Consider the following 26,313-nt stretch of genomic DNA (forward strand, 5'->3'; position numbering starts at 1 on the left):
AGTTTTTTCTATTTTCATGACTTAAGTCATTTTATTTACAGCTTGCTGTCATTTTTTCAATCAACACACTTATACAACGTTATGTCTGATCGCATAAATCGCAATCTGTGTACGGTCTCTCAGCTCCAGCTTATCCAATATTATGCTGATATTATTCTTTATGGTACCAACCGACAAAGAAAGTTCTTCTGAGATTTCCTTATTGCTTCTCCCCTCGCCTATGCGACGAATAATATCTAATTCCCTTGGAGTTATCGACGGATCCACCTCTTGGGAGCCTGTCTGTTGTTTAATCAAGCGGGGCATTACTTTTGCTGCCACTTGGTCCTGTAAGGAGAGGCCTCCTGCCAAACAGCTGCGTATTGCTTTGATAAGGTCATGCGGTTCTGCATCCTTGAGCATGTAGCCGCTCGCTCCACTTTTCAGTGCCTCTAATGCATATTCATCATCATTAAAAGTTGTCAGCATGAGCACTTTTCGGTCCGGCCAGCGGGAGTGTATGATACGGGCAGCTTCCAAGCCATTCATTTCTGGCATGCGAATATCCAATACAATGACATCAAAATGTTGTTTTTCACAAAGAGTAACAGCTTCCTTCCCATTACTCGCTTCTCCTGTTACCTTCAACTCAACGTCTGTCTCCACCATCAATTTCAATCCCTGTCTGACCATCCCCTGATCTTCAGCCAGTAAAATACGAATCACTCCATTTTCCCCCTCTTCATGTCGAGAAGTGGTAACGTCCCGCGCACGATAAAATTCCCATCATAATGATTAACTTCCAGTTTTCCACCAGTTTGTTCAATACGTTCTCTCATAGAAGACAATCCAAATCCTTCTTGATGCTGTCTTGACGTTTTCACTGGGTTCGATACTTCAAATCTGAATACGCCGCCAGCTGGTGCTTCAAAGATAATATTCACTTCACGCCCGCCGGAATGGCGCATTACATTTGTCAGTGCTTCCTGCACAGCACGGTACACTGCAATAGCCTGCTCATTTCCCAATGGAGCAGTTAACGCTCCATGTCGAATGGAAAACTGAATTCGCATATAGCTTTCAGCTTCCAGTTTTCGAATCAGCCTGATAATCGCTGACAACCCTCCTGCTTCATCTTGCTTCAATGTTTTTACTGCATTGCGGGTTTCCTCCAGACTATCCTTTGCAAGTTTTTTTAATTCCAGAAGCCTTTGATCAGCAGCTTCATCCTTTTGTTCCATTCGAACTACTTCCAGCTGCATGAGCAAAGCTGTTAGTTTGTGCCCGACAGAATCATGGATTTCTCTTGCGATCTGAGTACGTTCCTCCTGCCGGGCAGCATTTTCATCTTCCACGAGGCGCCGCTTCATTTTTTTATATTCACTCATTAGCGCTTCGTTCCTCGCTTCAATTTCATCTGCCCTGATTTTCGTAAAACGGTAATTCGCCAAAGCAACTCCTGCAAACAACACATACAACACAATAAATATTTGTGAATGACTTGGATATCCGAAAAAAGAAGGTACGATCATGCCCGCAAGTAAAATTGCCGCGACAATAAGACTCTGCCAAGCCTTAAGATAAATAACTGCCATTCCTGCTATGATTGCAAAAACAAGGAGAGTATAAAGGTTGATTATTCCCTGACTCTCAGGCCACAAAGTTAATACCGCCAGTACAGCCATAATACTAGTGATGATCATAAATATTATTTGCTGTTTCTTTAATAAAGGTGATAGGAAAAACAGGGCAAAAAAAGCTGCACTTCCTATTAGGCGATCAGGAATATCTAATAAACCCCCTTGAAACTGCAATAGGGCAAATAACCATGATATTAAAAGTAATAATAGCCAAATCCAATATGTATACAAGCCCATTCTTCTCCCCCAGCCTTATTTTGAATGATGATTCCCGCGTGTTCTTGAACTTTAGCTAGTCATATCATAGCAAATTAGATTAGGGGAAAAAACAGGAAATTAAAATAGTGAGGGGGATGAAAAAGAACTTTATTTGCATAATCATTCTCATCTTAAACTTATAATTATCTCTCTCTTCTTTAAAGGCGGGTATTTTTAATAGCTGAAAAAAAGTGTTGGTTAAAATAAGTACAACGAGGTGATGGTTCAGAAAGAAGTTCGTCAACGACAGTGAACTTTCCGAAACACCTGTAATTTAATATGACTTCTGACGACCTAAAACAAAAAGACGCTTTTCCTGTTGTAGAAAAACGCCAGATTGTTGAAGTTTGTTGGTATTAAAATTACCTGTTGTTTTCAAGATAGAGTCAAGCTTGAATGAAACCTTCCCGCAAGCCATGTTGTAATAACGGGCTCGGTTCACCTACGCTGTAAAGAAGCAAATAATGCATCGCTCTTGTGCAGACAGTGTATAAAACTCTGCGCAGACTCTCATCACCGTATACCTGCTCTGATGCATCATAAATGATGACGGCATCGAATTCGATTCCCTTGGACAAATACGATGGTACAACAACAACTCCTTGCTCATATTCAATCGAGCTGCTCTTTAAAAGTTTAATCTCATCAATACCAGTCAGGGATTCATATGCACGTGCACTTTCCTCAGCAGATTTGCATATAATCGCAATGCTATTAAGTCCAAGACTACGAAATTCTTCAACTTTGGCTGCAGTGCACCTGTGCAGTTCTGAGTGATCTGCCACTTGTTTCAGCACCGGTTTCTCACCTTCCCGTTCAAATGGAACAATCTTATCTCCATTAGGAACGAGTCTTCGAGTAAATTCAATAATCGGTTTCGTAGAACGGTAACTTTGTGTGATATTGATCAATTCCGTTTCATCTGATCCGTAAAGGCTTGTTAGTGTGTTGAAATCAGCTCTTTCGCTGGCATGGGCGAATATCGCCTGATTAAAGTCGCCAAGTACTGTCATCCTTGCCGCCGGAAACAATCGTCTCAAAAACTCAAATTGAAATGGTGAATAATCCTGAGCCTCATCAACAACAATCTGTTTGATTGAGCTGTTCGTCTGAAAGCCCTGTATCAGCTCTTTCAAAAGTAAAAATGGAGTTGCATCCTCATAAAATAATTTATTTTCATCCAGCATTTTCAGCGTCACTTGGCAAATATCCGTCCACTGTACCGGTGTTTCCCCTTCAACCCAACGTTCAATTTGCTTAGGATCTGCAAAAAGCTGCTTGTACATTTCCTTAAAATCAATGAAACGAAACGCTCGGACTCGTTTTCGTAACGGCTTCAATTTTTGGTGAACAATCAATTGGGCAAGTGCTTTTGGCTCCATCTCATAGTCGGCAATTGCTTCCCTTTTAAAGCCTCGTTTTTCTGCTAAGTAACGATGCGCCATATGGTATTCATCGTTGCTAAGGAGCTCGATTTCCTCCTGTACCCACGATTTTTTCCATTCGACCCTTTGGACCTCTTTTATTTCTTTTAGCAGCCATTCCACCAATTTATCAAGTCTGTTATGAAAGCGGAGTGAAGTATCATTACTGTAAAACCTTTCTGCTATTTGTTGAGCAGTTACAATTGGCTTTCCACTGAAGTTAATGTCGAAAAATCTCATTCCTGATAATTCCAGTGACTGTCTATATAATTGAATCGCATCAAAAAACCGGGTAGACGCTTTAAAACGGATACTTTCAAGTCTTGATCTGTACGAAGGAGTATTCGCCTGAGTTAAAACATACTCCAATTGCTCATATGGATTTTCAACTTGAAACTCTTTACTCAGACGACGATTCAAGTATTCCTGAAATGTGACCTGCTGCATATTCTCTTCACCAAGTTCTGGGAGCACATTGGACACGTAACTGCTAAACATCGAATTAGGCGAAAAAAGAATGATTTGATCAGCATTCAGCCGATCTCGGTATTTGTAGAGCAAATAAGCAATCCGTTGCAGGGCGGCTGATGTCTTGCCGCTGCCTGCTGCACCGTGAACAATCAGCAGCCTCCCGCGGTCATGGCGAATAATCCGGTTTTGCTCCTGTTGAATGGTCGCTGCGATATTGTGCATCTGTTTGTCAGTACCTTTACCGAGAACCTGCTGTAAAACCTCGTCTCTAATGGTAAGACTCGTATCGAACATCGATTGAAGAACGCCCTCGCGGATAAGATATTGCCACTTTTTCTCCAATTTGCCTTCGATTGTACCACCAGGTGTTTCATACTTAGCCGGACCAGGCTGATAATCGTAGTAGACACTCGAAACCGGAGCTCTCCAGTCGTAGACCAGGAAATCTCCATTATGATCCTTAAGCGAGGAAAGACCAATATAGAATTGTTCCTCAGTTACATCCCCTTCTTCGACAAAATCGATCCGGCCAAAATAAGGAATCTCCTTCATTCGCTTTAGTGTTGATAAGCGTTTTGAAGCATGTCTATGAGTACTTTGGCTAACAGACAGAGCTTGAGCTTCTTGCCGCAAGCCAATAACGGTCTCAAGGTAATCATCAAAGGTATCCGTATTCACTTTGACTTCATCCCAAAAGTGCTTGCGGATCTGTATCACTTCTTTCTTACGCCTGGAAGTTTCTTCTTCCAATCTGTTGATTTCATCCGTGATTGTTTTCATTACACTTTCTACTCGCTTTTGCTCCAGCTGAAGTTTCAAATTCAAGGCAAGCACTCCTCGTAAAAAATTTGATAAAAAGGGTTGACTAACACATCGATAGTATTGTATAGTTATAGTAGGAAAAGTATGTTTAAATTCCAACAAGTGAACACATACTTATATAATTTACCATAGAACCTCACTCTTTTCAATATATTTGTGAGGAATTTTAGGATTAAAAGATCCACGATTCTTTCTGGTTCTTTTAATCCTTGGTTCACGGCTTTATCTAAACTTCTTTTATAATCAAAACCACCCGTAATAGCGGGTGGTTTTTTCTGCCAGAAGCCTTTGGTACTGGCCTGACCTAAAGGCTTTTACATTATCCTCACTTTCAATGAATTCAATTACACTGTTGTCGGTTTCTTTCATCTTCGGTTCATACATATATGCGCCCACCTATTTTCTAAGTAAATACTTGTAACATTCTTCATGGAGTTTACACCTTGGGTTATTTTGCAGGCAGAAAAAAAGAGTTGCAGCTGCAACTCTTAATTTTACTCCAGCCATCAATATTATTTCATATTCGTTCAAATAAGCTTCCGATACAAAAGTTACGTTACTTGAAGATGTCTGTAACTTTTTATCAATATTATTTATTGTTTTGCCTGAACCCACCAAAGATTTTGAAATGGGTCAACGAAACCACCCATATTACCAGTTTCTTCAGATGGTTCCATTAACGGGGTTGCCCCTTGGGAAATTGCATTTTTGTAAGTATCAGTAACATTTTCCACAAAAACATACATTTGTATAGGAACTAAACCATCATTATTTAAATCTCCACATACTCCCGGGCCACAGCTTCCATCTGCAGATGTATCTGCAAAGTATATGGTACTGTTTCCTATTTTCATTTCTGCATGAATGACACCCTCTGTGCCTTCCAACTTATCAATTCTTACTACTTCTGCCTGGAAAACCTTCTTAGTAAATTCAATAAATTGTGGTGCATTCAGTACCATAAAATAAGGTACTATTGTTTGGCCCACTTGTTGATTGTTCATAAAATCCGCTCCTTTTAAATTAATTTTAACCTTACCTTTCTATAGTATAATATTAATGCAAATGCTAATGTTTCATATATTTTTCGTTAAAAATATTATATTATATAACTATAACCCGTCATGAACTTTAACTTTAAATTGTAGGTTAAGTAAAGGAGGATACCTTTTATGAAAGGTATTGAAATTGCCAGGAAATTGAATATAAGCACCAGTGCCTTAAGGCATTATGAATCATGGGGACTAATTCCAAAAGTGGAGAGAGCAGAAAATGGATACCGCATTTATACAAAGGAACATGAGGCATATTTTCAATGTATACGTGCATTGAATGCTGGATTCGGAATGGATTTGGTTAAAAAGATTATGCCACTTATAATAAATAGGAAAATTCATGATGCCTTATGGCTAATTAACAAAGCACAAGTTGATCTTTATACCGAAAAGGAAACAGTACAAAAAACAGTGGAAATACTCGATTCTAAAGAGTTCAACGAATTGACTGATATAAAAAAGTACCGTGGCAAAGATTATTTCTCAATTGGTGAAGTGGCTAAAGAGGCTAATGTCTCTCCTTCATCAATTCGGCATTGGGAAAAGGAAGGGTTAATTGAACCTGAACGGCATAATGAAAGTGGGTTTCGTATATACAGCTCATCTGATATTAGAAGAGTATTTATTATTCGGACGGTCCAAAGGGTCGTTTACTCTCTGGATATTGTTCGTGAGGTATTATCGGATATTGATAAAAACAACATTGTTCGGACGAAGGAAATGGCTCTTCAATCTCTTCAATACATTGATCAGGCACTTGTTGAGCAAATTCGGGGTATCGCTTCATTGCAAAATCTTCTGGAAGTTGTGTCAAAAAAAGATGAACAGGAGATATAATCCATTTACAGTTTTATAAGAGTTTATGCGCTGTTTTAGGTCCCCTTCATCTTACATATTTCCCAATGGCAAACGGGGACAGTTCCCGTTTGCCACTTATCGCACTTTGCTAATTAGTTGTAATATTGTTTTTTTGTTATTTATAACTCCTCTAAGATTTGAAGGGTAGCAATTACTCTCAAATGTTCAACTACTATAAATTCCTGGCAATTACCATTAATATGAACCCCCTTTAAGAAGTACTTTAAAGTATATGACTACTTTAGTTTTTTAAACATCCAATTAACGGCTTTTGTATTCACTAACCTTAGCATTTGCTTCAATTTAATAGAATAGAAAGAGTAGTATGCAATTTTTAAAAGAATAGAAAATGTAAGGATGTGATGTTTAGGTGGATAAGGAAAAATTAGTTGAAAAAAACCGTAACCGTTCTGTCCCTCTTTTCGAATGTGATTACAACTTATTTGATCATCATCTGGAATTTTATACTGCTCTGGGGTTTGAAATTATTTACTACCAGAAGGCACCGTACCGTTTTGCTTCTGTTATTAAAGAAGGAATTGGAGAATTTGGCTTTTACGGAAATAAAAACTTTAAGGAAAATGGCAATAGGGGTGGTTGTTACATCTATGTACCTAATATTCAAGAGGTATTTGCCGATTTAAAATCCAATTTGAAAGCCTATTATGGAAAAATCCCCTCGAAAGGCATACCAAGAATCTCCCGGATAAACAAAACAGCGGAAGACTGGAGAGTAAATATTACGGACCCTGGTGAGAATACCATCATAATTGGAGAAACGTTCGGTGATTCAACCACACTGATGGAAGCAGAAGATGAACGAGTAAGAGAACTTGAATCAAAATTTGAAAAAGCCTACGCTGCAGCTTATCGATTAGCCTACTCCAAAGAAGATTTCCTTGCTGCAAGAAATACATTAGAAGTTGCATTTCGCAAATTCACTGCCGGCCTTAATAGTGATATTTTATTTAAGGCGAAAGTTCTGCAAGCTGAAGTTTTTGCATCTTTAGGACAAAAAAAGCAAGCAAAAGGAGCAATACGAGAAGCAAATGAAATACAACTAACCGAACATGAAAAAGTCCAGCTTAATAGGTTTTATGAACGTCTTAAAGAAATTAACGAACAAGTTGAAACAGATTAGCCGCATTTTATTAAAAGAAAGAAGGTCTGCATTAATGCAGACCTTCTTTACTCTAGACCTCTCGAGAAAAATTAATATATTAAAACAAAGTTAACATGCTAAGTAAAAGAATATTTTTCCATGCAGAGTATCGTTGTACTGTTCAGTAAAATCATTTGTGTGTTTTATGAAGAAAGAATTAAATACTTTAGAGACATCTAATGTCTTTAATTAAACAAAAAATAATTGCTTACTCCGTCTTCTGTGCAACTAGCATGTATAGAGATTCTGCTGGAAAGAATTTTTCCGTTACTTTGAATCCTGCTTCGTTCATTTCACGCTCCATGCCTTCCAAGGTAATTCTCGGTGCTTTACCGGCACTTACCTTTGGTTCTAATTCCAGACAGATTAGATAACCTTCTTTTTTCAGTACGTTTTTCATTTGCTGTAATTGCGGTGCGAGTGGCTGAATTTCATGCAGGACCAAAGAAGCAATAATGATATCGATAGAACCATCTTCTAAAGGAAGTGCCTCCATACTCCCCTGCACTGTGACAACATTTGTCACCTGTTCCTTCAAAGCTTTCTCATTGATTATTTCCAGCATAGCAGCATCGATATCTAATGCGTATACGTTGCCCTTAATCCTTTTCGCAGCAGGGATGGAAAAATAACCGGTTCCAGCACCAAAATCCAACATGCTGTCCGTTTCTTTTAAAGGAATCATGTTCAGCAGTTGTTCTGGAGAGAATTCCTTTCTTCGTTCGGGACTTTCCAAGTACGATACTTTTCCTTTACTGTGCTTACCATGCGAGTGATGCATCATATAAATCCTCCTATTCTTTATTGTTATATCTCCTGGCTGAATTTTTCTTCTATAAGTGCTGCATTCACAGCAATGGCGGCCATACTACCTTCCCCTGCCGCAATAATTAACTGGGAAGGACCGGCAATTCGCGTATCACCGCAAGCATAGAGCCCTTCTGTTTTCGTGCGTTGCCAGCTGTCAGTTGTAATCCCTCCCTGCTCATTTAACGTATAGTCGAGTGAATCAAAAGAAGCAGCCTGCTTCCATTCCGCGGTGATAAACCCTCCTTCACGGAGCACTGAGGTTCCATCTTCAAGCTGGACTTTTTCCAGCATCCCCTCTTTGCCACTGAGTGAGGAAATCTTCTTTTCATTAATACTGATGCAATTGTTTTTGAGCAATTCTTGTTCTTCGAGCGAAAAGATTTTCCTGCCGTTAGTAAAAATAATTAGATCATTCGTCCAGTTGGACACCACTTTCGAAAAATGAAAAGCCTTTTGATCTTCAGTGATCACTGCCAGCGGCCGATCTCTTAATTCCCAGCCATCACAGAAAGGACAGCTGAACAGGCTCTTGCCATAGAACTCTTTCACCCGTGGAACATCTGGAAGGATTTCTTTAAAGCCGGTGGCGAGTATGACCTTTTTCGCGCCGTAAACTTCCCCATTTTCTGTTTCTACTTGAAACAAGTTGTTTTCTTTATTTATACTATGCACCCGATGCTGTTCAACCCTCACATCCGGGTACCTGCTCAATTCTTCCTGGGCAATCCTTTTGAATTCCTGCGGATGTATACCATCCCTTGTGATAAACCCGTGGGACTCAGATGTCACCGCATTTCTCGGTTTATTGTCATCAAACAGGATCGTTTTCCGTCTTGACCTTCCCAATACTAAAGCAGCATTCAATCCAGCCGGTCCTCCGCCAATCACAGCGCAGTCTAATGTCATTTTGTTCACTCCCTCTATAAATTTAACTTATTACTTATTTCTGATTCGATTCTGCCTCTTTAGCAATATCGATCAAAAGCTTTGATGCCAGTTCATCTTTCATGTTTTCTTCTGCCTGTCTCATGACGTTCTCAATCAAGCAGCCTTCATGATGAATGGAGCAGTCGAATAAGCTAGTCTCTCCTTCAATCGCATGAATAACATCCAAAAAGGATATTTCATGTTTTGTTCTGGAGATCTTATAGCCTCCCTTCGCTCCTGGTGTCGATTCAATCAAACCCGCTTTCGCAAGTTTGGTTAAAACCTTGGAAAGGTACGTCGGGGAAAGATGCTGCATTTCGGCTAATTCCTGCACTCCCACTGAGCTCCCCCCAGGCTTCAGCATTAAATGGACCATCGTATGCAAAGCGTAGTTAGTTGCGTTTGAATATCTCATACATAACCTCCTTAGACATAAAAGATATTAAAGACTCTTAATGTCTGTAATTTGTTTTAGTTTATCACCTGGCTTAAAGGAAGTCAACTAGAGAATCTTTAAACTTCGACTAAACACCGCTACCTTAAATACAATATTTTACAAAGAAGAGTAAATTTATTTGGTCGTTCAAGATCAGGATGAACCTCACCTAACTCAACTCTTCGAATATAATACTCTGATAGAACAGTAGACTATTTATTCTATGTATTTTCAACTTCGATGTTGGGTACAACTCTTTTAAAGCTGCGACAAAATTTGATAAATATTTGTTCTCCTTGGTTCATAATAATCAACTCTCCTTAGATTTTATTAGTAAACTAAGGATTACTTCAATAAATACATTTTTTTTAGAATAGGATAGTTTCGTATCTTGCTAGGCCAGGTGTTCTTTATGTAAGAAGAAAGACGATTACGCTAAGCATAATCGTCTTTCAATGATTGTGTATTGCCAGTATCGTTGCTGCATATTACTTTTTCTTATATCCCGCTCTCCTTGCAAATCAGCATTACAAATTACTAATCTGTTATTGCCCCTTTCGATGCAGAGGAAACTAAACGTGCGTATTTAGAAAGATACCCTTTTAAATTTTGTTGTGGAGCAGACCATTCCTTTGCTCTTACCTTAAATTCTTCTGGTGAAATATCGACCTGGAGTTCCTGAGTCTTACTATTGATCGTTATCATATCTCCTTCTTTAATTAATGCTATTGGTCCACCTGCCTGTGCTTCAGGAGAGATATGGCCAACGACTAATCCATGTGTACCCCCTGAAAATCTCCCATCAGTTATTAAACCGACCTTTTCGCCTAAACCTTTTCCGACTACGATGGCAGTAATAGACAGCATTTCAGCCATCCCTGGTCCACCCTTGGGACCTACATAACGGATTACTATAATATCTCCTGAATTAATCTCATTGTTTAACACAGCATTAGTAGCATCTGTTTCTGTATCAAACACACGAGCAGGTCCGGTTATTTCTTTTATTTTTAATCCTGACATTTTTGCTAAAGCTCCCTCAGGTGCCAGGTTTCCTTTCAAAATAACTAAAGGCCCTGTTTTACGCTTAGGATTTTCAAAAGAGATAATTTCCTGACCTTCCCTTAATGGTTCCACTTCAGCAAGATTTTGTTCGAGTGTTTTCCCAGTAACTGTCATACACTCACCGTGAAGAAGCCCCTTTTCAAGAAGTAATTTCATGACTCCCGGTACGCCTCCAATTTCTGACAAGTCTTCCATAACATATCGCCCGCTTGGTTTAAGATCTGCAATATGCGGCACACGCTCTCTGATTCGCTCAAAATCATCTAGCTCAAGGTCAACATCAACTGTATGAGCAATAGCGAGTAAATGGAGCACTGCGTTAGTAGATCCACCAAGAGCCATTACAACTGTTATTGCATTCTCAAACGCTTGTTTAGTCATAATATCCTTTGGAGTAATCCCTTTATCCAGTAAATTCATCACTGCTTTGCCTGCTTCTGTACAATCTGTTAACTTTTCTTTCGTTTCAGCTGGATTGGAAGAACTTCCTGGCAGACTCATTCCCATTGCTTCGATGGCCGAGGCCATTGTATTTGCTGTATACATCCCGCCACATGACCCAGCTCCCGGACAGGCCTGACATTCAATTTTATGTAGTTCATCACGGTCTATATCTCCATTATTGTATTTTCCGACTGCCTCAAAGGCAGAAACAATATCTATGTCTTTCCCATCTGCTTTTCCTGGTCGAATCGTCCCCCCATACACAAATACAGACGGCAAATTTAAACGCCCTATCGCAATCATACATCCTGGCATATTTTTATCGCATCCACCAATAGCTACAACACCGTCATAATTTTGTGCACCGATTACTGTTTCAATTGAATCCGCTATGACTTCCCTACTCGGTAATGAATAACGCATCCCTTCCGTTCCCATAGAGATACCATCTGATACTGTAATCGTATTGAAAATAAAAGGAGTTCCCCCATTCTCTAAAGTTCCTTCCTTTGTCTTTAGAGCTAACTTATCAATATGCATGTTACACGGTGTAACTTCACTCCATGTGCTGGCAATTCCTACAAAGGGTTTATTAAAATCCTCGTCATTAATCCCCATTGCCCTGATCATTGCACGATTTGGGGCACGGTTAATATCGTTAAAAACTGAACTACGGCTTTTTGAAATATTTTTACTCATTTGAACACATTCTCCTTCATCTTTATATTTTTAAAATATATGTATAACTAGATAATTCTATCTAAAAACAAGTTAAAGTATCTCGTTGACCAATCTTGGTAGTACATACACTATACATCCAATTGCAAACTTACACTTCCAAGTAAACATTAAGTTTACTTTAATTAGAAAAAACAACCCCTCAACTTGAAAGATCCTGAATTTTTGTAAAATTTTATTGAAAAATAAAGAATATATATATATCACACAACATACTTCAACAAAAAAAGCATTAATCCTTCTTTAGATCAATGCTATTTTTAGAAAGTATATAGTCAATCAATCTTTGCCGCTGTTAAACAAATTGAATCGGTCTCATTCTCTGTGGGGTATCTCTGGTTGTAAAATACATGAATGACTACGCAGTAAATACTTTGGCATTTCTTCATATTCCAAATAAGCAACCTTTAGCAATTAAATCGATCAACCACCTCAAAGAGTCTGAAGTTAGGGGATCTTCCGACAAGATAAGGCGTAAAGAGCGTGAACGTGTCTGAAGAGTTCATCTTGTTCTCAAACTCTTAAATTCTTTCACAAAGTCACTTTAGAATGAAGACTATGCTGCACAGTATCTAGTCTACGGTTTATTATGGACAAAGCGAAAATCTTATTCAGCTATTGTGATCGTAATTAATGTAGTGATTTAGTACAAAAAAAATCCTTACACGAAAGAATGAGTAAGGACGGAAGAGATGCTCACATTGCTGGCCATCTCTTCCCTGTTAATATTATTATTTCATTTTTTTATCAAACTTTCGCTTCGGCTTAAATCCTTCTTCAAGTAGATATTGCTTCGCTTCATTATACGATGGAAACGTTCCGTCCAGTTGTTCACCTGCATAGACGTTCCACATGTCATCTTCATGAATAATGGTAAGCTTATGTCCTTCTTTGTCCATCCATATTTCATCAATATTTTGAAGAGTTTCCTCTGCTTCACTAACTGCGTTTGATTGCAGAGACTCAATTGAGCGTTGAATGATCGAACGTAATTCCTCTTCTGAAAAATCACGGATGTTAACCATCCCTTTAGGATCTTTTTTCGGCACTTTAAGTGTTGCAGCATAAACAAACCCATTTCCGTTTGGGTGCAGATGGTAGACGACATTTTTTTTATCACTGTCGCCTCCCACATAATGAAAATTAACACGATTTAGCGAAACATCGCGACGTTCTAATTCTGGGAAAGACTCGATAATCGCAAGTTTTTGATCAAATGTAAGCATATTTCCTCCAAATAATTCTAATTTAATAATTCATTATATCATTAGTAGATATTAACAAAAGATACACTAACTTACTTGCACATTCAACTGGTTTTCATTTGCTCCTGGTTAAACAATCATCTTCCTCACCAAAGCGGGACACAGCCACTGGTTCCCTTGTCCCTCAGGATGGTTTCTTACAGTTTTCTCCTTTGGCATTTAAAAAAAAACCAACAAAGTAATTATTTTATCTGTTCTACCTTATTAGGAGCATATCAAAGATTATTATCACACTTAAAATTTATTAGGTTTTTTGACGAAAATATGGTATGCTCTATCTAACCATTTTAACACCTGTATCATATTTTGGTTTCTGAGGCTGGCTATAATGTCTAATCCATTTATTACGAAAATATAGACCTTTTCTTTCCTTTGGTCTATTTTTAAGTTTTAATCAGGGTTCGGCATTAATTAGTCAGCTTTTTTTATACATATGAATCAATTTCATAATTCAAGATATTCATAATTAATACGAACATTATCTTAAAATGTTACTTTGGTGTTCGATTTACGCTTCAGACGGACGCGTTCTGCGGGCACGGCTTCAACTAATTTTTGACGGCTGAACGCCGTCAAAAATGGATTTTCAGCTTTCCATGCTTTTCCCGCAAGAACGAGCATCTTCATCACGCAAATGCATCGAGTTGTCTAGACGGATATTCTCCAGAGCTAAGCTGGCAGAGGAAGAGACAGTCACCGCCGTCTTCCGCTGTGATCGAAAAGTATGCTCGTCTTTTTTTATGCAAAGTCTAATCTATATATGAAATTCATTCATATATTTTAAAGAACCAGCTTGCGGCGGACAGTCAAAATAAGAAAACAAAAAGGACTCTATAAAAGAGTCCTTTAATAATTATGCCTTGTTAACGTTAGTAGCTTGAGGTCCGCGTTGACCTTGCTCTACGTCAAAAGTAACTGTTTGGCCTTCTTCTAAAGTTTTGAAGCCTTCGCCTTGAATAGCTGAGAAATGTACGAATACATCGTCTCCACCTTCAACCTCGATGAATCCAAATCCCTTATCAGCGTTAAACCATTTTACTGTACCTTGTTGCATGTTTGTTTCCTCCTGTGTGGATCTTTTCCACTATTTAATACTATTATTGCTCAGTTTTCAAAGGAGAAAAGCATATTTACTAATTTTTCCTTAAAGACACGAACAAAAATAATTCTTATTAAGAATAACAGTTAAAATTCATAAAGTCAAACTTTTTAAAAATAAGTCGAGCTCATTCACTATGATATTTAACCTTAACAGCAATTCTTCGTTATCTTGAATCAGTTTGTGTAGGTCCTTATGGGTTGCCCCATCTTTTTCCGAATACCCCATAGAACTGTTCCACTATTTTCTGGCTGCACTAACCTTCAGTTTTTTACCTTTGATCGTTGTATGTTGCATTGCTTCTAACACTAACGAACCTTTTCCATTATGAATATCAACGTAGGTTAACGCATCCTGGATAGTGATAATCCCAATATCCTCTGCAGTCACCCCTGGAATATTGGCAATCGTTCCAACAAAATCAACTGGCCGAAGCTTCTTCTTTTTCCCGCCACTAAAATGGAGCTTCATAATATCTTTATTTACCCTTGCTGTTTTATTATTTCTGACGACTCGACGGCCGCTCATTTTTTCCTCAAAAGCAGCTTTTCCTCTGGAAACTTCCTCTTTAAGTGGTGCCTCCATGACCGGTATAGAAAAACCAATGTACTTTTCGATTCCTTTAAGGTATTTTCCATCGTTTGGTGTTGCCAGCGTAATCGCTTTTCCTTTATGACCGGATCGGCCCGTTCTTCCTGTCCGGTGAACATAACCTTCTTTTTCCATGGGTACGTCATAGTTGATGACTAAAGTTACATTGTCAACATCAATTCCCCTGGCAGCTACATCCGTCGCTATAAGATAACGGAAATTTCCCCTCTTAAAACCATCCATTACGGAAAAACGGTCTTCCTGCTCTAATCCACCATGAAGTTTTTCACAAGAGAAATTAGCGCGCTCCAGTTCGGAAAACACCGCATCCACATTCTCTTTCGTATTACAGAAAACAATACAGCTGTCCGGATTCTCCACTACGCTTATATCTTTAAGAAGTGTTAACTTTTCTTTTGGGTTAACCTCAATCAAATGATGTTCAATCGAAGCGGTAGTTATCCCTGAAGACGCTACCTCAATATGCCGGGGATTTTCCATATATTTATGACAGAGATTTTCCACATCTTTTGGCAGCGTCGCGGAAAACACCATCGTAACCCTGCCAGCAGGAAGTGCTTTAATAATCGCTTCCATATCGTTGATAAAACCCATATTCAGCATCTCATCTGCTTCATCAATAACGAGGTACTTTATTTTCTCCAATGCTAAGGTTTCTCTTTCTATATGGTCCAGTACCCGGCCAGGTGTCCCAACAACAACATGATTCCTTTGTTTCATTTCCTCTTTTTGTTTCGCGAATGGCTCTTTTCCATAAACAGCAATAGCTTTAATCCGCTTAAACCTTCCAATATTAGCGATATCTTCACGAACTTGGGCGGCAAGCTCCCTCGTTGGTGTAAGTATTAACGCCTGAGGTTTTCTTTCCTCCCAATGCATCATTTCACATATTGGGATGCCAAATGCTGCCGTCTTTCCGCTGCCCGTTTGAGATTTAACTACCAGATCTTCCTTATTCATGGCTAAAGGGATGACTTTCTCTTGAACCTCTGTGGGCTTTTCATATTTCATTAATGAAAGTGCCCGATTTATTTCCTCACTTAACTGATACTTATCAAAACTTTGTTCACTCATACCGTAACCCCATTTTTTATAGTGATTGTTAATGTTGGCTTTTGCTTCAGAAACTTGCTTTCCAGGTGGAGTCTTTAAATTACCTTGTCCTTAATTCAGACCACAACTGCTCAAGCCACTTATCAAATTCCTCACCTTTATTTCCTTCATAAGTATCATACACATCAATTCTCATCTTTTTCAGTTTTTCTTTAAATTCTTCATAAGAATGATCCTTAGGCAGGCTCTTTTTTATGCGAACAAGAATTTTTTTTGTATTTTTAACGGCATCTTCTTCCTTCGGTTCCGGCTTCGATACATTTTCTCCTAAGGCCAGAAGCTGACGGTATGCAGCTTCCCGAACTTTATAGACAGAATCACCTGCCATACTATATTTCAACAGTTCAATCGTCTCTCTTGTTTTCCAGTTCCCTAACTCTTCTACCGCATCCAGTCGTTCCCGCCAATTTGCTGTTCTGTTGATGGACTTTTTCAGCTCATCAAAATTCGCAGGTAAATCTGTTCTTTCTTCATAATTACTCAACTCATTTGCCCCCTCTTCTCTTTATATATTCGCCCAAATACTTAACAGATATTAAAGAAATGTTCGCTAAGACAAGGGAACCAAATGCTGGTGCCACTCTCTTTATACATCTGCTAACTATGAAATTTTAATTGACGGCTGTCTGAATGCAGGTGTTAAGGTCAATGCGATCGGTATTCAGACACACCAGCATCAAGGATATTGTGGGTGGGAAAAATCAGAAGAAGTATTAGAACGCTTCTCCCAGTTTGGTCTGCCTATCCATTTTATCGAAAACACCCTTCGAAAGGAATACCAAGAATCTCCAGGATAAACAAAACAGCGGAAGACTGGAGAGTAAATATTACGGACCCTGGTGAGAATACCATCATCATTGGAGAAACGTTCGGTGATTCAACCACACTGATGGAAGCAGAAGATGAACGAGTAAGAGAACTTGAATCAAAATTTGAAAAGGCCTACGCTGCCGCTTATCGATTAGCCTGCTCAAAAGAAGATTTCCTTGCTGCAAGAAATACATTAGAAGTTGCATTTCGCAAATTCACTGACGGCCTTAATAGTAATATTTTATTTAAGGCGAAAGTTCTGCAAGCTGAGGTTTTTGCATCTTTAGGACAAAAAAAGCAAGCAAAAGGAGCAATACAAGAAGCAAATGAAATTACAATTAACCGAATATGAAAAAGTACAGCTTAATAGCTTTTATGAACGTCTTAAAGAAATTAACGAACAAGTTGAAACAGATTAAAAGATATAGCCGCAATTTATTAAAAGAAAGAAGGCCTGCATTAATGCAGACCTTCAGGCTGTTGAGAAAGTCTTCTCAACAGCCTGTTTTTTTGATTAATTATCCAATTATTCAGATAAAAATAGTATAATAAAGATAGGGTTCTTAAAATTTGTACAATCTCATTCGCTACAGACGGACGCTTTCCGCGGGCAATGCTTCAGCTACCTCCGGAGCTGAAAAGCGCTCCGGAGGGGATCTTCAGCTATTGCTTTTCCCGCAGGAGTCGCCGTCTTTCTCTTCTTCGATTGCAAGATATACATAAAGTTTTGATTCAAAAATTCCTTATCCGAGGTGAAAAGAATGTTACGTCCAATAAGGGAAAAACAAGTTGAACTTGAAATGGTTTCTATTGATCAGCTCGTGCCGGAAGACCATATGGTTCGAAAAATAGACGAAAAGATCGATTTTAACTTCATTTATGACAGAGTGAAGCCTTTTTACTGTGAAGATAATGGCAGGCCGCCAATTGATCCGGTAATGCTTTTTAAGATGATGCTTGTTGGTTACTTCTTTGGGATCCGGTCAGAGCGGCAGCTGGAAAAAGAGATTCAAACCAATGTAGCTTATCGATGGTTTCTTGGATTAAATTTAACAGATAAAGTTCCCCACCATTCCACGATTAGCTTTAATCGCCATAAACGTTTTAACGATACTACCGTCTTTCAGGATATTTTTGATGACATTGTCCTGCTTGCGGCTGAAAACGGGATGGTAGGAGGAAGAGTTCTTTTTACAGATTCCACTCATTTAAAGGCAAATGCTAATAAGCATAAGTTCGTTAAGAAAAAAGTACAGGTAGAAACGCAGGAATATATAGAAGAGCTTGATAAAGCCGTTGAGGAGGATCGCAAAGCCCATGGAAAAAAGCCCTTAAGAAAAAAAGAGAAGGAGGTGGAAGAAAAGGAAGTCAAGGTTAGTACAACCGATAAAGATAGCGGATATATGTACCGGGAAGGGAAACCAGAAGGCTTCTTTTATCTGGATCATCGCACGACAGATATGAAATATAACATTATTACAGATGTCTATGTCACTCCCGGAAACGTCCATGATTCCCGTCCTTATTTGTCTCGTTTGGACCGCCAGCGAGAGCGTTTTGGTTTTGAAGTAGAAGCTGTTGGACTGGATGCAGGTTACTTAACCGTCCCTATTTGCCATGGGCTGGAGAAGCGAAACATTATGGGCGTCATCGCCCATCGGCGCTTTACTCCCAAGAAAGGCTTATTTCCAAAATGGAAGTTTACCTATGATAAAAAGACAGACAGCTATACTTGTCCCAACGGAAGCACGTTGACCTACTCTACAACGAACCGGGAAGGTTACAGGCAGTACCATTCAGATCCGAGTAATTGCAGGGTTTGTCCTTTCCTCTCCCAATGTACGTCTTCCAGAAATCATAAAAAGGTGATGACGAGGCATGTATGGGAAGAAAGTAAAGAGATGGTCAGGGAAAACCGGCTGTCTCCCGAAGGGAAACTACTTTATAAAAAGAGAAAAGAAACGATTGAGCGAAACTTTGCGGATGCGAAACAACTCCACGGGCTTCGCTACTGCCGGTTGAGGAGTGTGAAGGGCGCCAGTGAACAAGCACTGATGACAGCCATCGCACAGAACATAAAGAAGATCGCAAACCACCTTACGAGGGGGTAAGATGGTTTGCGATCTCCTTTAACCCACTAAGAACCTGTCTTTATTAAATCATTTTTATAGAAAGAGAAACCCTCTGCTTTAAAAAAGCAGGGGTTTCTCGACAATCTGAAGGCCTGCATTAATGCAGACCTTCTTTACTCCAGACCTCTCGAGAAAAATTTATATATTAAAGCAAAGTTTTCTTTATCACCCTCAAATAGTAAAAGTACTTCCCAGTCATTTATTAAAGGACCTTCAGAAACAACTATGATTGATTGGATTGATATAAATCAAACTGATTACCGTCTAAATCCTCAAATCCTACCCCTCTGCCACCTGGAACAGTTTTTACCTCTCCATGAAAGACTACACCTCGTGCTTTCATTTCCTGGTAATCCAGCTCAATATTATCTGTAGCAAACATCACAAGAACCTGATTTGCTGCCTGTTTTCCTATCAATTGTTTCTGTTCTGGCGTTTCCGCTTGGAACAATTCTAGTTTCATTTCGTTTTCCTTCTGTGGGGCAACAGTAATATAACTCCACCCTGGTGCAAATTCTGCCTCCTCACAAACAACAAACCCCAATTTCTCCACATAAAACTTTTTAGCTTTTTCCTGATTTTTAACAAAAACCGTTATTTGAATTCCTTTGGTAATCATCCTATTCTCCTTTATTCAATAGACTAAATAACCTAATCGCTTATTTCCCACTCGTTAATTCAATCAGATAAGCGGATAGTTTTTTTATTTTGCTATCGCTCGACTGATCAAAAGTATATATATCGCAAAAAGCATACATCTTTTCTTCACCATTCTCACTTGGGGTTTTCATCGTCCCCTCGATGACCGCATTATTTCCCTGAACAATAATATTTTCAATCGCATTCTCTACAGCAACAACATCACGCATCGGCTCAAGCATATTACTAGCAGCTTCTTTGCCATCTATTACGGATTCTCCAACAAAATTCCATTGAACATCTTCAGCTAAATTTTCAACAATATAATCCGTATTACCTGTCACAAATGCCTCATTTAATCTCTTTACTTTCGCATTTGCAACAGAATCATCCTTTAAATCGAAGCCGAAATAGACCGTGATTTCGCTTATTTTCCCGTCAAAAAACAAAAAGTGTTCCATATTTTGAAAAGTTGCACCAGACTTTAGAGTACATTCGTATCGAATGATAACTTCATCTCCATCTGTAAATAGATTTTGGATATGATATTTCTGTATGTCCCTACAACTTGGCCAACACCTTTCAAAATATGTCTCACGATTGATTTTGTCATCAACCGGGCTGTTAAACGTGAAATCATGGCTTAACAATCCCTCTAAAGTCTCCCTTTCCTTTGTTTCATACGCTTTAAAATAGTTTCGTACAAGTTCCGATAGATTGAATTGACTCATTCGTTTATCCCTCCATTAGTATTTTACCGATAGGCTTACACTACCTGGTTAGTAAAAGGCATATTAAAAGCCAAGTTTTCCATATTCTAGCACGTTAAGCAGTGCAATATTTCTTAAAAATTGCTATTGTTTCAGATTTAAAAAGTTTTTCATAAGTAGCGGTAAAGAAATAAGAATTGGAGGGTCATCCAGGCGTGGTTCACGAAGTGTAATGTTTTGTTTGGGTATTTTTATCTTTGAATTAACTTTAATTGGAGTGCTGGCTTTTCCACGTAAATTTTGATTGGGGACAAGTATCTCATTCGACTTCATCTCCCAAGTAACTGCAGTTACCATTAAGTAGTAAATACCTGGCCGAACATGTGGAAAGATAAAATCTCCTAACGATGTGAGTATGGTGCCATATTGAGGAAGACCAGCAGGAATTGGTTTGGTGAATAATCCAACTAAAATAACACCATGAAAGGGAATTTTCGCTTCAATGGATCCCTCTACTATATTAGAATGTGCAGCCATTATTGATTGGTGTGACAAATTGGTGTGAGTTTTTAAGGACTTCAAATACTTATTGATGTGTGAGGGGGATTTTCTGAATTGGGAAGGCGAAATACCGACTCTTTCTGTGAATCGGGTCGTAAAGGTACCTAAGCTTTGTTGTCCAATTTCCATACCAATATCACGAATTGTTAATTCGGTATTCAATAGTAAGTCTTTTGCTCTTTGAAGTTTTAACGAAGATACGTAATGATGAGGTGAAAGACCAGTTCTTTGTTTAAAAATACGCGAAAAATGATAAGGACTATATCGCGCATAATCTGCTAAATGGGAAAGTGACAGCGGACCATCAATATTATTATGAATATATTTGATCACTTCATCTATTTCGGAATAGATATGATTCATTTATCCCTTTTCTCCTATCATTATACTTTTCTTTAACCATAGCTTAACTCAATACATGTTTTGTTGGAATACATTTACTTTCATTTCACCTATATTTTTTTAGATAAAAGAGATTTCATGAAGAAAAATTAAATAACCCTGGAAGTAAGTTTTGAGCGATAGCCTCTATGGGACAAAAATAACTTCAAGTATATAAAGGACATTAATATGAGCAATTTTAATGAAGGAATATTCGCTTATAGTACAGATCTGCTAACAAATTTCAATGTAAACTCCCATTAGTGGCAAAGTGTTTACAATTCTTTTCATCTGAAAAAAGAAGAACGTTCCTTCTCATGACAGGAACGCATTCACTACAAGAATATAAAATCCTTCTTAAAGTCCATATTCTAAGAGTTCTGAAATTGTTACAAATGTATACCCTTCTTCTTTTAAAGTACTAATAATACCTTCCACTGAATTGAGAGATTCTCTTCTGCTTTCATACATGACATGCAACAAAATGATGGAACCAGGTTTTATTTTTTCTGCTACATAGTTTACGATTTCATCAGCATCATCAGCAACTTCGGGATAAGATTCAGGCTCTATATTCATAAAAATAGTATCCCTGTCTTGCCTGGATAGATAATACGGCAGCAAAACTAACCTTCTTCCATACGGCGGACGGAAAGTGATTTCTCCCTCATAACCGATTTCCCGTATTAATTCATCTGTTTTATCTATTTCATCTTTTATAAAAGATGGAGATTTAAAAACCATTCTTTGATGAGAATAAGAGTGATTTCCAATTTCGTGTCCTTCATCTACTATTTTACTCGCATCATCAAAATATTTTTCAATCTCATCTCCTGTTAAGTAGAAAGTGCCTTTCACATCATGTATTCTTAATATATCTAATATTTCATGTGTATTTACCCCAGGCCCATCATCAAAGGTTAAAGCTACAACTTTCTCGTCTGTTTCTACACTGGTAACTAAACCACCAAAAAATTGGAACGTTCTTGATTGAGATAATTCATTTAATAAATAACTTACAGCAATCAGGATTATGATGGTTATGCTGCAGATTTTAATTATTTTTTTCATAAGTCCCCCATAATTAAACGATATTCCACTTATTTTACTGTTTTCTTTTCAAAATAGAGTATTGTGTCTTCCTGATTCTGGCTCTTCATACACACTTTCCTCTAGTATCTTCTATCTATTATAGCAGACGAATCAGGAAATTCTCCTTCTGCTTCCTAAAAGCAAAAATGCAACACTGAACAACAGCATTATTACTAAAGGGACAGCCAGCTCTTCCACTGCACATGAAAGGAAACACACCCGCATCGCTTCTGAAAATATGCGTACCCATGGCTTTTACAACCAGATGGTTGCATCAGGGGGAGAGCCTGCTTGGCGGAGTAGCATTTATAAGATCGAAAACATACAAGGCATTCACCTTAAATGACGTGGCAGGTCTGGGAAATCGTTTCCAGATTCTAAAAGGGCTGGATGAAGAATAGTGTGGAGAAAAATGAAGAACAGAATGAGTATAATTCACAAACAGCAAGCTTAACTCAGAAAAAACACTTTTTGTAACCCCCCCCATCAGGGATATTTACTTGCAGTTTTCCTATGGAGGAAGCATTAACTTTAATGATTTTATAGTAGCCATATTATCTAATTATGAAAAAAGATAAGCCCCAAATTGAGTATGCACTCAAAATGGGTAACTTATCTTCTTATCCCGGTGTACCAGTCAATTGCGACCATCAGTCATTTGGAATACCAGCTTTCAGTATCCTTTTTCTTAACCTTTCTCTCGCCCAATTACATTATCTTTTTGCTTTCCACATTCAGAAATCAGCTAACATATATTTAAGGTAGTCTCATTACTCAATGATTAAGTATTTCAAATTAAGAATTATAGCATTCCACAACTTCATTTATTAATTCTTCTAAACTTCTATCTGACATGGAATTTAGTTTAATATCATGATTTTCAAAAGGTAACTTAGCTGTAACTTTATTAGGGACGATGACACAGGAAGCACCAGCTGCTTTTGCTGCCTTTAACCCGTTTAAAGAGTCTTCAAAGATAATAGTCTCGTTTGCATGAACACCAAGAGTAGATAATGTTTTATTGTAGAGCTCAGGATCAGGTTTCACTTTTTCTACATCATCTCTTGTGTGAATAACGTCAAAGTATTTAATAATATCGAATTTCTCTAAATGTCCTAATACCCACTCTCTAGTGGAACTTGAAGCTATTCCTAATTTTAAGCCTTTTTCCTTTGCTGATTCTAAGTATTCTTGTACACCACTACGTAATTTTTCTTTTTTCATAGCTTCAGTTATTTTGGCTGTCAACTCTGCCTGCATTTCTTTGAGGTCAACGTTTTGAGCTGAATTTATTTTCAGATGGTTAAAAGGATCAAAATCAGCAAACGAACTTCCTACACACTGAACATATAAATCTAACGGTAAATCGAGTCCATGGGATTCATAAATTTCACAGAAAGCATGATATTGCACTGTCTCTGTATCAATTAATAAGCCATCACAATCAAATATAAGTGCCTTTATCATTTTATTCCTCTCCTATCCACTCTTCAAATAGCATTGATTATTTTGATTTAATATGAATACGACTATTTATAAAATGGAACAGAATTTTCCCCAAATGCCTTCTTCCAATCTGAGCTGAATTGGTTCACGCTCCATTCAGTAAGTAAATGTTCTTGAATTCCGTCAATCATATCCGGGCTTGCTGTTATTGCATGACTACCATTTAATGCAACTTGTTTGATTTGATCAACATTTTTAAAGCTGGCACCTAATACTTTTGTTGAAAGCTGATAAATGTTAAATAAGTTGACAATTTCCCCCACTACTTTTGTTCCATCAACAGAAAGGTTACTCACGCGATTGACATACGGGGCGACATAATCAGCTCCAGCCTTTGCTGCCATCAATGCTTGTAACGGGGTAATAACAGCTGTTGCAGTCAACTTCACTCCTTCTTGATGAAGTGTTTTCATCGCTTTAATTCCCTCAGGTATTACAGGAATTTTCACGTAAACATTTCCATCTAATTGATCAGTTAATTGCAATGCTTCATTAACAATATCATTTGCTTCAGTGGATAACGTTTGAACATGGAGCGTTTTTTCATATCCAATATGACGCTTAATCTCCTGAACGAGAGGCAGAAAGGTTTCTTTTTCTTTCGCAATAATAGTGGGATTCGTTGTGACCCCGTCGATCGGATAAAGATCAATCAACCTGCTTATCTCTTTAATATTTGCACTGTCTATAAGTATTTCCATTGTTAGCTCCCTTCTTTTTCGACAGATTATAAAATAAGCTTATTAGAATAAGCAGTGAAGGACACCTCCACTGCTACATTTTTCATCTAAACAATACGTAAAACATATTATCTCCTAATAATAGAAATTGTTGCCCCTTCGTTTATTGGCTCAATTGGCTGATCCTCTAAAACTAGCGTTCCAGGCAAATCTGCATTGTTTTCCCCATTAAACTTAAGAGTAATATGTCCTAAATCCTGAAGGTTTTTATTCACTGCATCACCTACCGCAGTAACTTTATACTCTTTTTCATTCAGGAATAAGCTGTCGCCTGTTTGAATTTCTCCGTCCAATTGGTTTTTAGCATGAAGAACACAATATTCCTGCAATTCTTCCGGAGCACCTTCTTTAAACAAAATCACCATTTTTTCCCCATAAAATTCTTCAACTAATGGGCCAACTTTTGAGACGTTCGTTTCATAAATTGTAGTCACATATATTCACTCCTTCACAAATATTTTATTTCAGATGTAACCTCCTAGTTATACAGGTTATATCTATATCTTTTAATAATCAGTAAATAACATGAAGCTTGCGAGCCAGGCGACAAAGACGGTAGGCGCCCCGGTGAGGAACCTTGAATACAGAACGGAAGGCACCCCGACTTCTACTGTTTCAGTTTCTGCTTCCGCTAACCCTAAACCGACTGGGATAAAGTCCGCAGCAGCTTGTGAGTTAATTGCAAACAAAGCAGGTAACGCTAGTTGTGGCGGGATGTTACCTTGTCCAATTTGTACACCAATTAATGTTCCTACAACTTGTGCGATAACTGCACCAGGTCCTAAGAACGGGGACAGTAACGGGAATGAACATACTAACGCAATAAGTAATAACCCAGGTAAAGAACCAGCTAGCGGCGATAAGATAGTTGCAAATAAATCACCGATCCCGGAATATAAGATAACCCCGATTAACATAGCAACGAAAGCCATAAATGGCAGTATCGTTTTTACAACGGTATCAATTGTTTCTCGTCCTGCCTGGAAAAGAGTATTAACGATGTTCCCCATGAACATGCCGACTTTAACCATTAACCCTTTTGGCTCTGTTTGTTCACTTATTTTTTTGTTTGTGCTATACTTTTGCTTAGATGTACCTTCAGTTTCTACTAAAGATGCTGATTCTGATTTATTTTCTTCTTCATTATGTTGCACAGGTGTTGCCGCACCTTCGTGCAACATAATATTTTCTTCTTTAACCCCAGAAACATAAATATCTTCTGTTATATACTTTGCTAATGGCCCACTTTGCCCTGTTTGCATAATATTGATCGTCTTAATACGCTTTTGTGGGTAAATACCGCATCGCAATGTGCCACCGCAATCAATAATGACACAAGCAATCTCTTCTTCCGGAACCTTTGTTTTAAACCCATCTACTAATTCTGCGCCTGTTAAATTTGCAAGCTTTGTTGCAATACCAGGCTTACTTCCTCCAGTTATATAAACGATTTTATTTTGCGTTTCACTCGGACTGATGACAAGTGGTCCGCCAAACCCGCCAGAACCTGCATGAACAACTGCTGATTGAAACGTTTCTACTGTTGCTGACATTTTGCTCCCTC

General features: G+C 38.2%; 28 protein-coding genes. 6 read left to right on the forward strand and 22 right to left on the reverse strand.

The window, feature by feature from the left end:
* Positions 1 to 69: 69 nt before the first annotated feature.
* The 5 genes from BK582_RS17550 to BK582_RS17565 all read right to left on the reverse strand — a co-directional run bounded on the left by BK582_RS17550 (position 70) and on the right by BK582_RS17565 (position 5,598).
* Positions 70 to 705: a response regulator gene (locus BK582_RS17550; protein ID WP_078596287.1), complete on the reverse strand. Its 636-nt coding sequence runs from the start codon at positions 703 to 705 to the stop codon at positions 70 to 72.
* Positions 702 to 1,682: a sensor histidine kinase gene (locus BK582_RS17555; protein ID WP_244895419.1), complete on the reverse strand. Its 981-nt coding sequence runs from the start codon at positions 1,680 to 1,682 to the stop codon at positions 702 to 704. Before BK582_RS17555 ends, BK582_RS17550 begins: the two co-directional genes overlap by 4 nt.
* Positions 1,683 to 2,263: 581 nt before the next feature.
* On the reverse strand, positions 2,264 to 4,597 hold the full coding sequence (gene helD, locus BK582_RS17560) for an RNA polymerase recycling motor HelD (RefSeq protein WP_078596288.1): 2,334 nt from the start codon (positions 4,595 to 4,597) through the stop codon (positions 2,264 to 2,266).
* Positions 4,598 to 4,837: 240 nt separating this feature from the next.
* Positions 4,838 to 4,978 carry a hypothetical protein gene (locus BK582_RS27185; RefSeq protein ID WP_169911099.1) on the reverse strand — a complete coding sequence of 47 codons (141 nt, stop codon included), beginning with the start codon at positions 4,976 to 4,978 and terminating at the stop codon, positions 4,838 to 4,840.
* A gap of 209 nt (positions 4,979 to 5,187) precedes the next feature.
* Positions 5,188 to 5,598, reverse strand: a complete 411-nt coding sequence (locus BK582_RS17565; protein WP_078596289.1) for a VOC family protein — start codon at positions 5,596 to 5,598, stop codon at positions 5,188 to 5,190.
* A 168-nt stretch (positions 5,599 to 5,766) separates the two neighbouring features.
* Here BK582_RS17565 and BK582_RS17570 point away from each other — a divergent pair, with 168 nt between their 5' ends.
* The gene (locus BK582_RS17570; protein ID WP_078596290.1) at positions 5,767 to 6,486 is read left to right on the forward strand and encodes a MerR family transcriptional regulator; all 720 of its coding nucleotides are present in this window, start codon (positions 5,767 to 5,769) and stop codon (positions 6,484 to 6,486) included.
* A 391-nt stretch (positions 6,487 to 6,877) separates the two neighbouring features.
* Positions 6,878 to 7,648, forward strand: a complete 771-nt coding sequence (locus BK582_RS17575) for a VOC family protein (RefSeq protein WP_078596291.1) — start codon at positions 6,878 to 6,880, stop codon at positions 7,646 to 7,648.
* A 229-nt stretch (positions 7,649 to 7,877) separates the two neighbouring features.
* Here BK582_RS17575 and BK582_RS17580 read toward each other — a convergent pair whose 3' ends face one another.
* The 9 genes from BK582_RS17580 to BK582_RS17615 all read right to left on the reverse strand — a co-directional run bounded on the left by BK582_RS17580 (position 7,878) and on the right by BK582_RS17615 (position 16,662).
* Positions 7,878 to 8,453: a class I SAM-dependent methyltransferase gene (locus BK582_RS17580; RefSeq protein ID WP_078596292.1), complete on the reverse strand. Its 576-nt coding sequence runs from the start codon at positions 8,451 to 8,453 to the stop codon at positions 7,878 to 7,880.
* Between the two features lie 23 nt (positions 8,454 to 8,476).
* Positions 8,477 to 9,385 (reverse strand): NAD(P)/FAD-dependent oxidoreductase, encoded by a 909-nt coding sequence (locus tag BK582_RS17585; protein ID WP_078596293.1) that lies wholly within the window; start codon positions 9,383 to 9,385, stop codon positions 8,477 to 8,479.
* A 34-nt stretch (positions 9,386 to 9,419) separates the two neighbouring features.
* Positions 9,420 to 9,821: an Rrf2 family transcriptional regulator gene (locus tag BK582_RS17590; protein ID WP_078596294.1), complete on the reverse strand. Its 402-nt coding sequence runs from the start codon at positions 9,819 to 9,821 to the stop codon at positions 9,420 to 9,422.
* A 558-nt stretch (positions 9,822 to 10,379) separates the two neighbouring features.
* Positions 10,380 to 12,050: a dihydroxy-acid dehydratase gene (gene ilvD, locus BK582_RS17595; protein WP_078596295.1), complete on the reverse strand. Its 1,671-nt coding sequence runs from the start codon at positions 12,048 to 12,050 to the stop codon at positions 10,380 to 10,382.
* Between the two features lie 770 nt (positions 12,051 to 12,820).
* Entirely contained in the window at positions 12,821 to 13,315 is a 495-nt protein-coding gene (locus BK582_RS17600; RefSeq protein WP_078596296.1) for a hypothetical protein, read from the reverse strand.
* A gap of 522 nt (positions 13,316 to 13,837) precedes the next feature.
* Positions 13,838 to 13,981, reverse strand: coding sequence for a hypothetical protein (locus BK582_RS27190; protein WP_169911101.1), 144 nt, complete (start codon positions 13,979 to 13,981; stop codon positions 13,838 to 13,840).
* Between the two features lie 226 nt (positions 13,982 to 14,207).
* Positions 14,208 to 14,408: a cold-shock protein gene (locus BK582_RS17605; protein WP_078596297.1), complete on the reverse strand. Its 201-nt coding sequence runs from the start codon at positions 14,406 to 14,408 to the stop codon at positions 14,208 to 14,210.
* Between the two features lie 285 nt (positions 14,409 to 14,693).
* Entirely contained in the window at positions 14,694 to 16,139 is a 1,446-nt protein-coding gene (locus BK582_RS17610) for a DEAD/DEAH box helicase (RefSeq protein ID WP_078596298.1), read from the reverse strand.
* Positions 16,140 to 16,218: 79 nt separating this feature from the next.
* A complete protein-coding gene (locus BK582_RS17615; protein ID WP_078596299.1) occupies positions 16,219 to 16,662 on the reverse strand; it encodes a HEAT repeat domain-containing protein in 444 nt (147 codons plus the stop codon).
* 175 nt (positions 16,663 to 16,837) lie between these two features.
* Here BK582_RS17615 and BK582_RS27875 point away from each other — a divergent pair, with 175 nt between their 5' ends.
* The 3 genes from BK582_RS27875 (at position 16,838) to BK582_RS17630 (ending at position 19,099) form a co-directional block, all read left to right on the forward strand.
* Positions 16,838 to 16,975: a hypothetical protein gene (locus tag BK582_RS27875; protein WP_244895503.1), complete on the forward strand. Its 138-nt coding sequence runs from the start codon at positions 16,838 to 16,840 to the stop codon at positions 16,973 to 16,975.
* A 92-nt stretch (positions 16,976 to 17,067) separates the two neighbouring features.
* Positions 17,068 to 17,340 carry a hypothetical protein gene (locus BK582_RS27685; RefSeq protein WP_078596300.1) on the forward strand — a complete coding sequence of 91 codons (273 nt, stop codon included), beginning with the start codon at positions 17,068 to 17,070 and terminating at the stop codon, positions 17,338 to 17,340.
* 409 nt (positions 17,341 to 17,749) lie between these two features.
* Entirely contained in the window at positions 17,750 to 19,099 is a 1,350-nt protein-coding gene (locus BK582_RS17630) for an IS1182 family transposase (RefSeq protein ID WP_078596301.1), read from the forward strand.
* A 244-nt stretch (positions 19,100 to 19,343) separates the two neighbouring features.
* On the opposite strand, the gene BK582_RS17635 is transcribed toward BK582_RS17630, so the two are convergent.
* The 4 genes from BK582_RS17635 to BK582_RS17650 form a co-directional block, all read right to left on the reverse strand.
* Complete coding sequence (locus BK582_RS17635) at positions 19,344 to 19,739, reverse strand: VOC family protein (RefSeq protein ID WP_078596302.1); 396 nt, start codon at positions 19,737 to 19,739, stop codon at positions 19,344 to 19,346.
* Positions 19,740 to 19,779: 40 nt separating this feature from the next.
* Complete coding sequence (locus BK582_RS17640) at positions 19,780 to 20,490, reverse strand: nuclear transport factor 2 family protein (RefSeq protein ID WP_078596303.1); 711 nt, start codon at positions 20,488 to 20,490, stop codon at positions 19,780 to 19,782.
* Positions 20,491 to 20,613: 123 nt separating this feature from the next.
* Positions 20,614 to 21,393, reverse strand: a complete 780-nt coding sequence (locus tag BK582_RS17645; protein ID WP_078596304.1) for a helix-turn-helix domain-containing protein — start codon at positions 21,391 to 21,393, stop codon at positions 20,614 to 20,616.
* 375 nt (positions 21,394 to 21,768) lie between these two features.
* Positions 21,769 to 22,482 carry a polysaccharide deacetylase family protein gene (locus BK582_RS17650; protein ID WP_078596305.1) on the reverse strand — a complete coding sequence of 238 codons (714 nt, stop codon included), beginning with the start codon at positions 22,480 to 22,482 and terminating at the stop codon, positions 21,769 to 21,771.
* A gap of 224 nt (positions 22,483 to 22,706) precedes the next feature.
* Between BK582_RS17650 and BK582_RS27195 the strand changes: the two genes are divergently transcribed.
* On the forward strand, positions 22,707 to 22,904 hold the full coding sequence (locus BK582_RS27195; protein ID WP_169911103.1) for a hypothetical protein: 198 nt from the start codon (positions 22,707 to 22,709) through the stop codon (positions 22,902 to 22,904).
* Between the two features lie 394 nt (positions 22,905 to 23,298).
* Here BK582_RS27195 and BK582_RS17655 read toward each other — a convergent pair whose 3' ends face one another.
* The 4 genes from BK582_RS17655 to srlE form a co-directional block, all read right to left on the reverse strand.
* A complete protein-coding gene (locus BK582_RS17655) occupies positions 23,299 to 23,970 on the reverse strand; it encodes an HAD family hydrolase (protein WP_078596306.1) in 672 nt (223 codons plus the stop codon).
* Positions 23,971 to 24,032: 62 nt separating this feature from the next.
* The gene (locus BK582_RS17660) at positions 24,033 to 24,710 is read right to left on the reverse strand and encodes a transaldolase family protein (protein WP_078596307.1); all 678 of its coding nucleotides are present in this window, start codon (positions 24,708 to 24,710) and stop codon (positions 24,033 to 24,035) included.
* 107 nt (positions 24,711 to 24,817) lie between these two features.
* Positions 24,818 to 25,183: a PTS glucitol/sorbitol transporter subunit IIA gene (locus tag BK582_RS17665; protein ID WP_078596308.1), complete on the reverse strand. Its 366-nt coding sequence runs from the start codon at positions 25,181 to 25,183 to the stop codon at positions 24,818 to 24,820.
* A 72-nt stretch (positions 25,184 to 25,255) separates the two neighbouring features.
* Positions 25,256 to 26,302 carry a PTS glucitol/sorbitol transporter subunit IIB gene (gene srlE, locus BK582_RS17670; protein WP_078596309.1) on the reverse strand — a complete coding sequence of 349 codons (1,047 nt, stop codon included), beginning with the start codon at positions 26,300 to 26,302 and terminating at the stop codon, positions 25,256 to 25,258.
* Positions 26,303 to 26,313 lie beyond the last annotated feature (11 nt).

The sequence above is a fragment of the Evansella clarkii genome (genome assembly GCF_002019695.1).
Taxonomy (GTDB): domain Bacteria; phylum Bacillota; class Bacilli; order Bacillales; family Salisediminibacteriaceae; genus Evansella; species Evansella clarkii.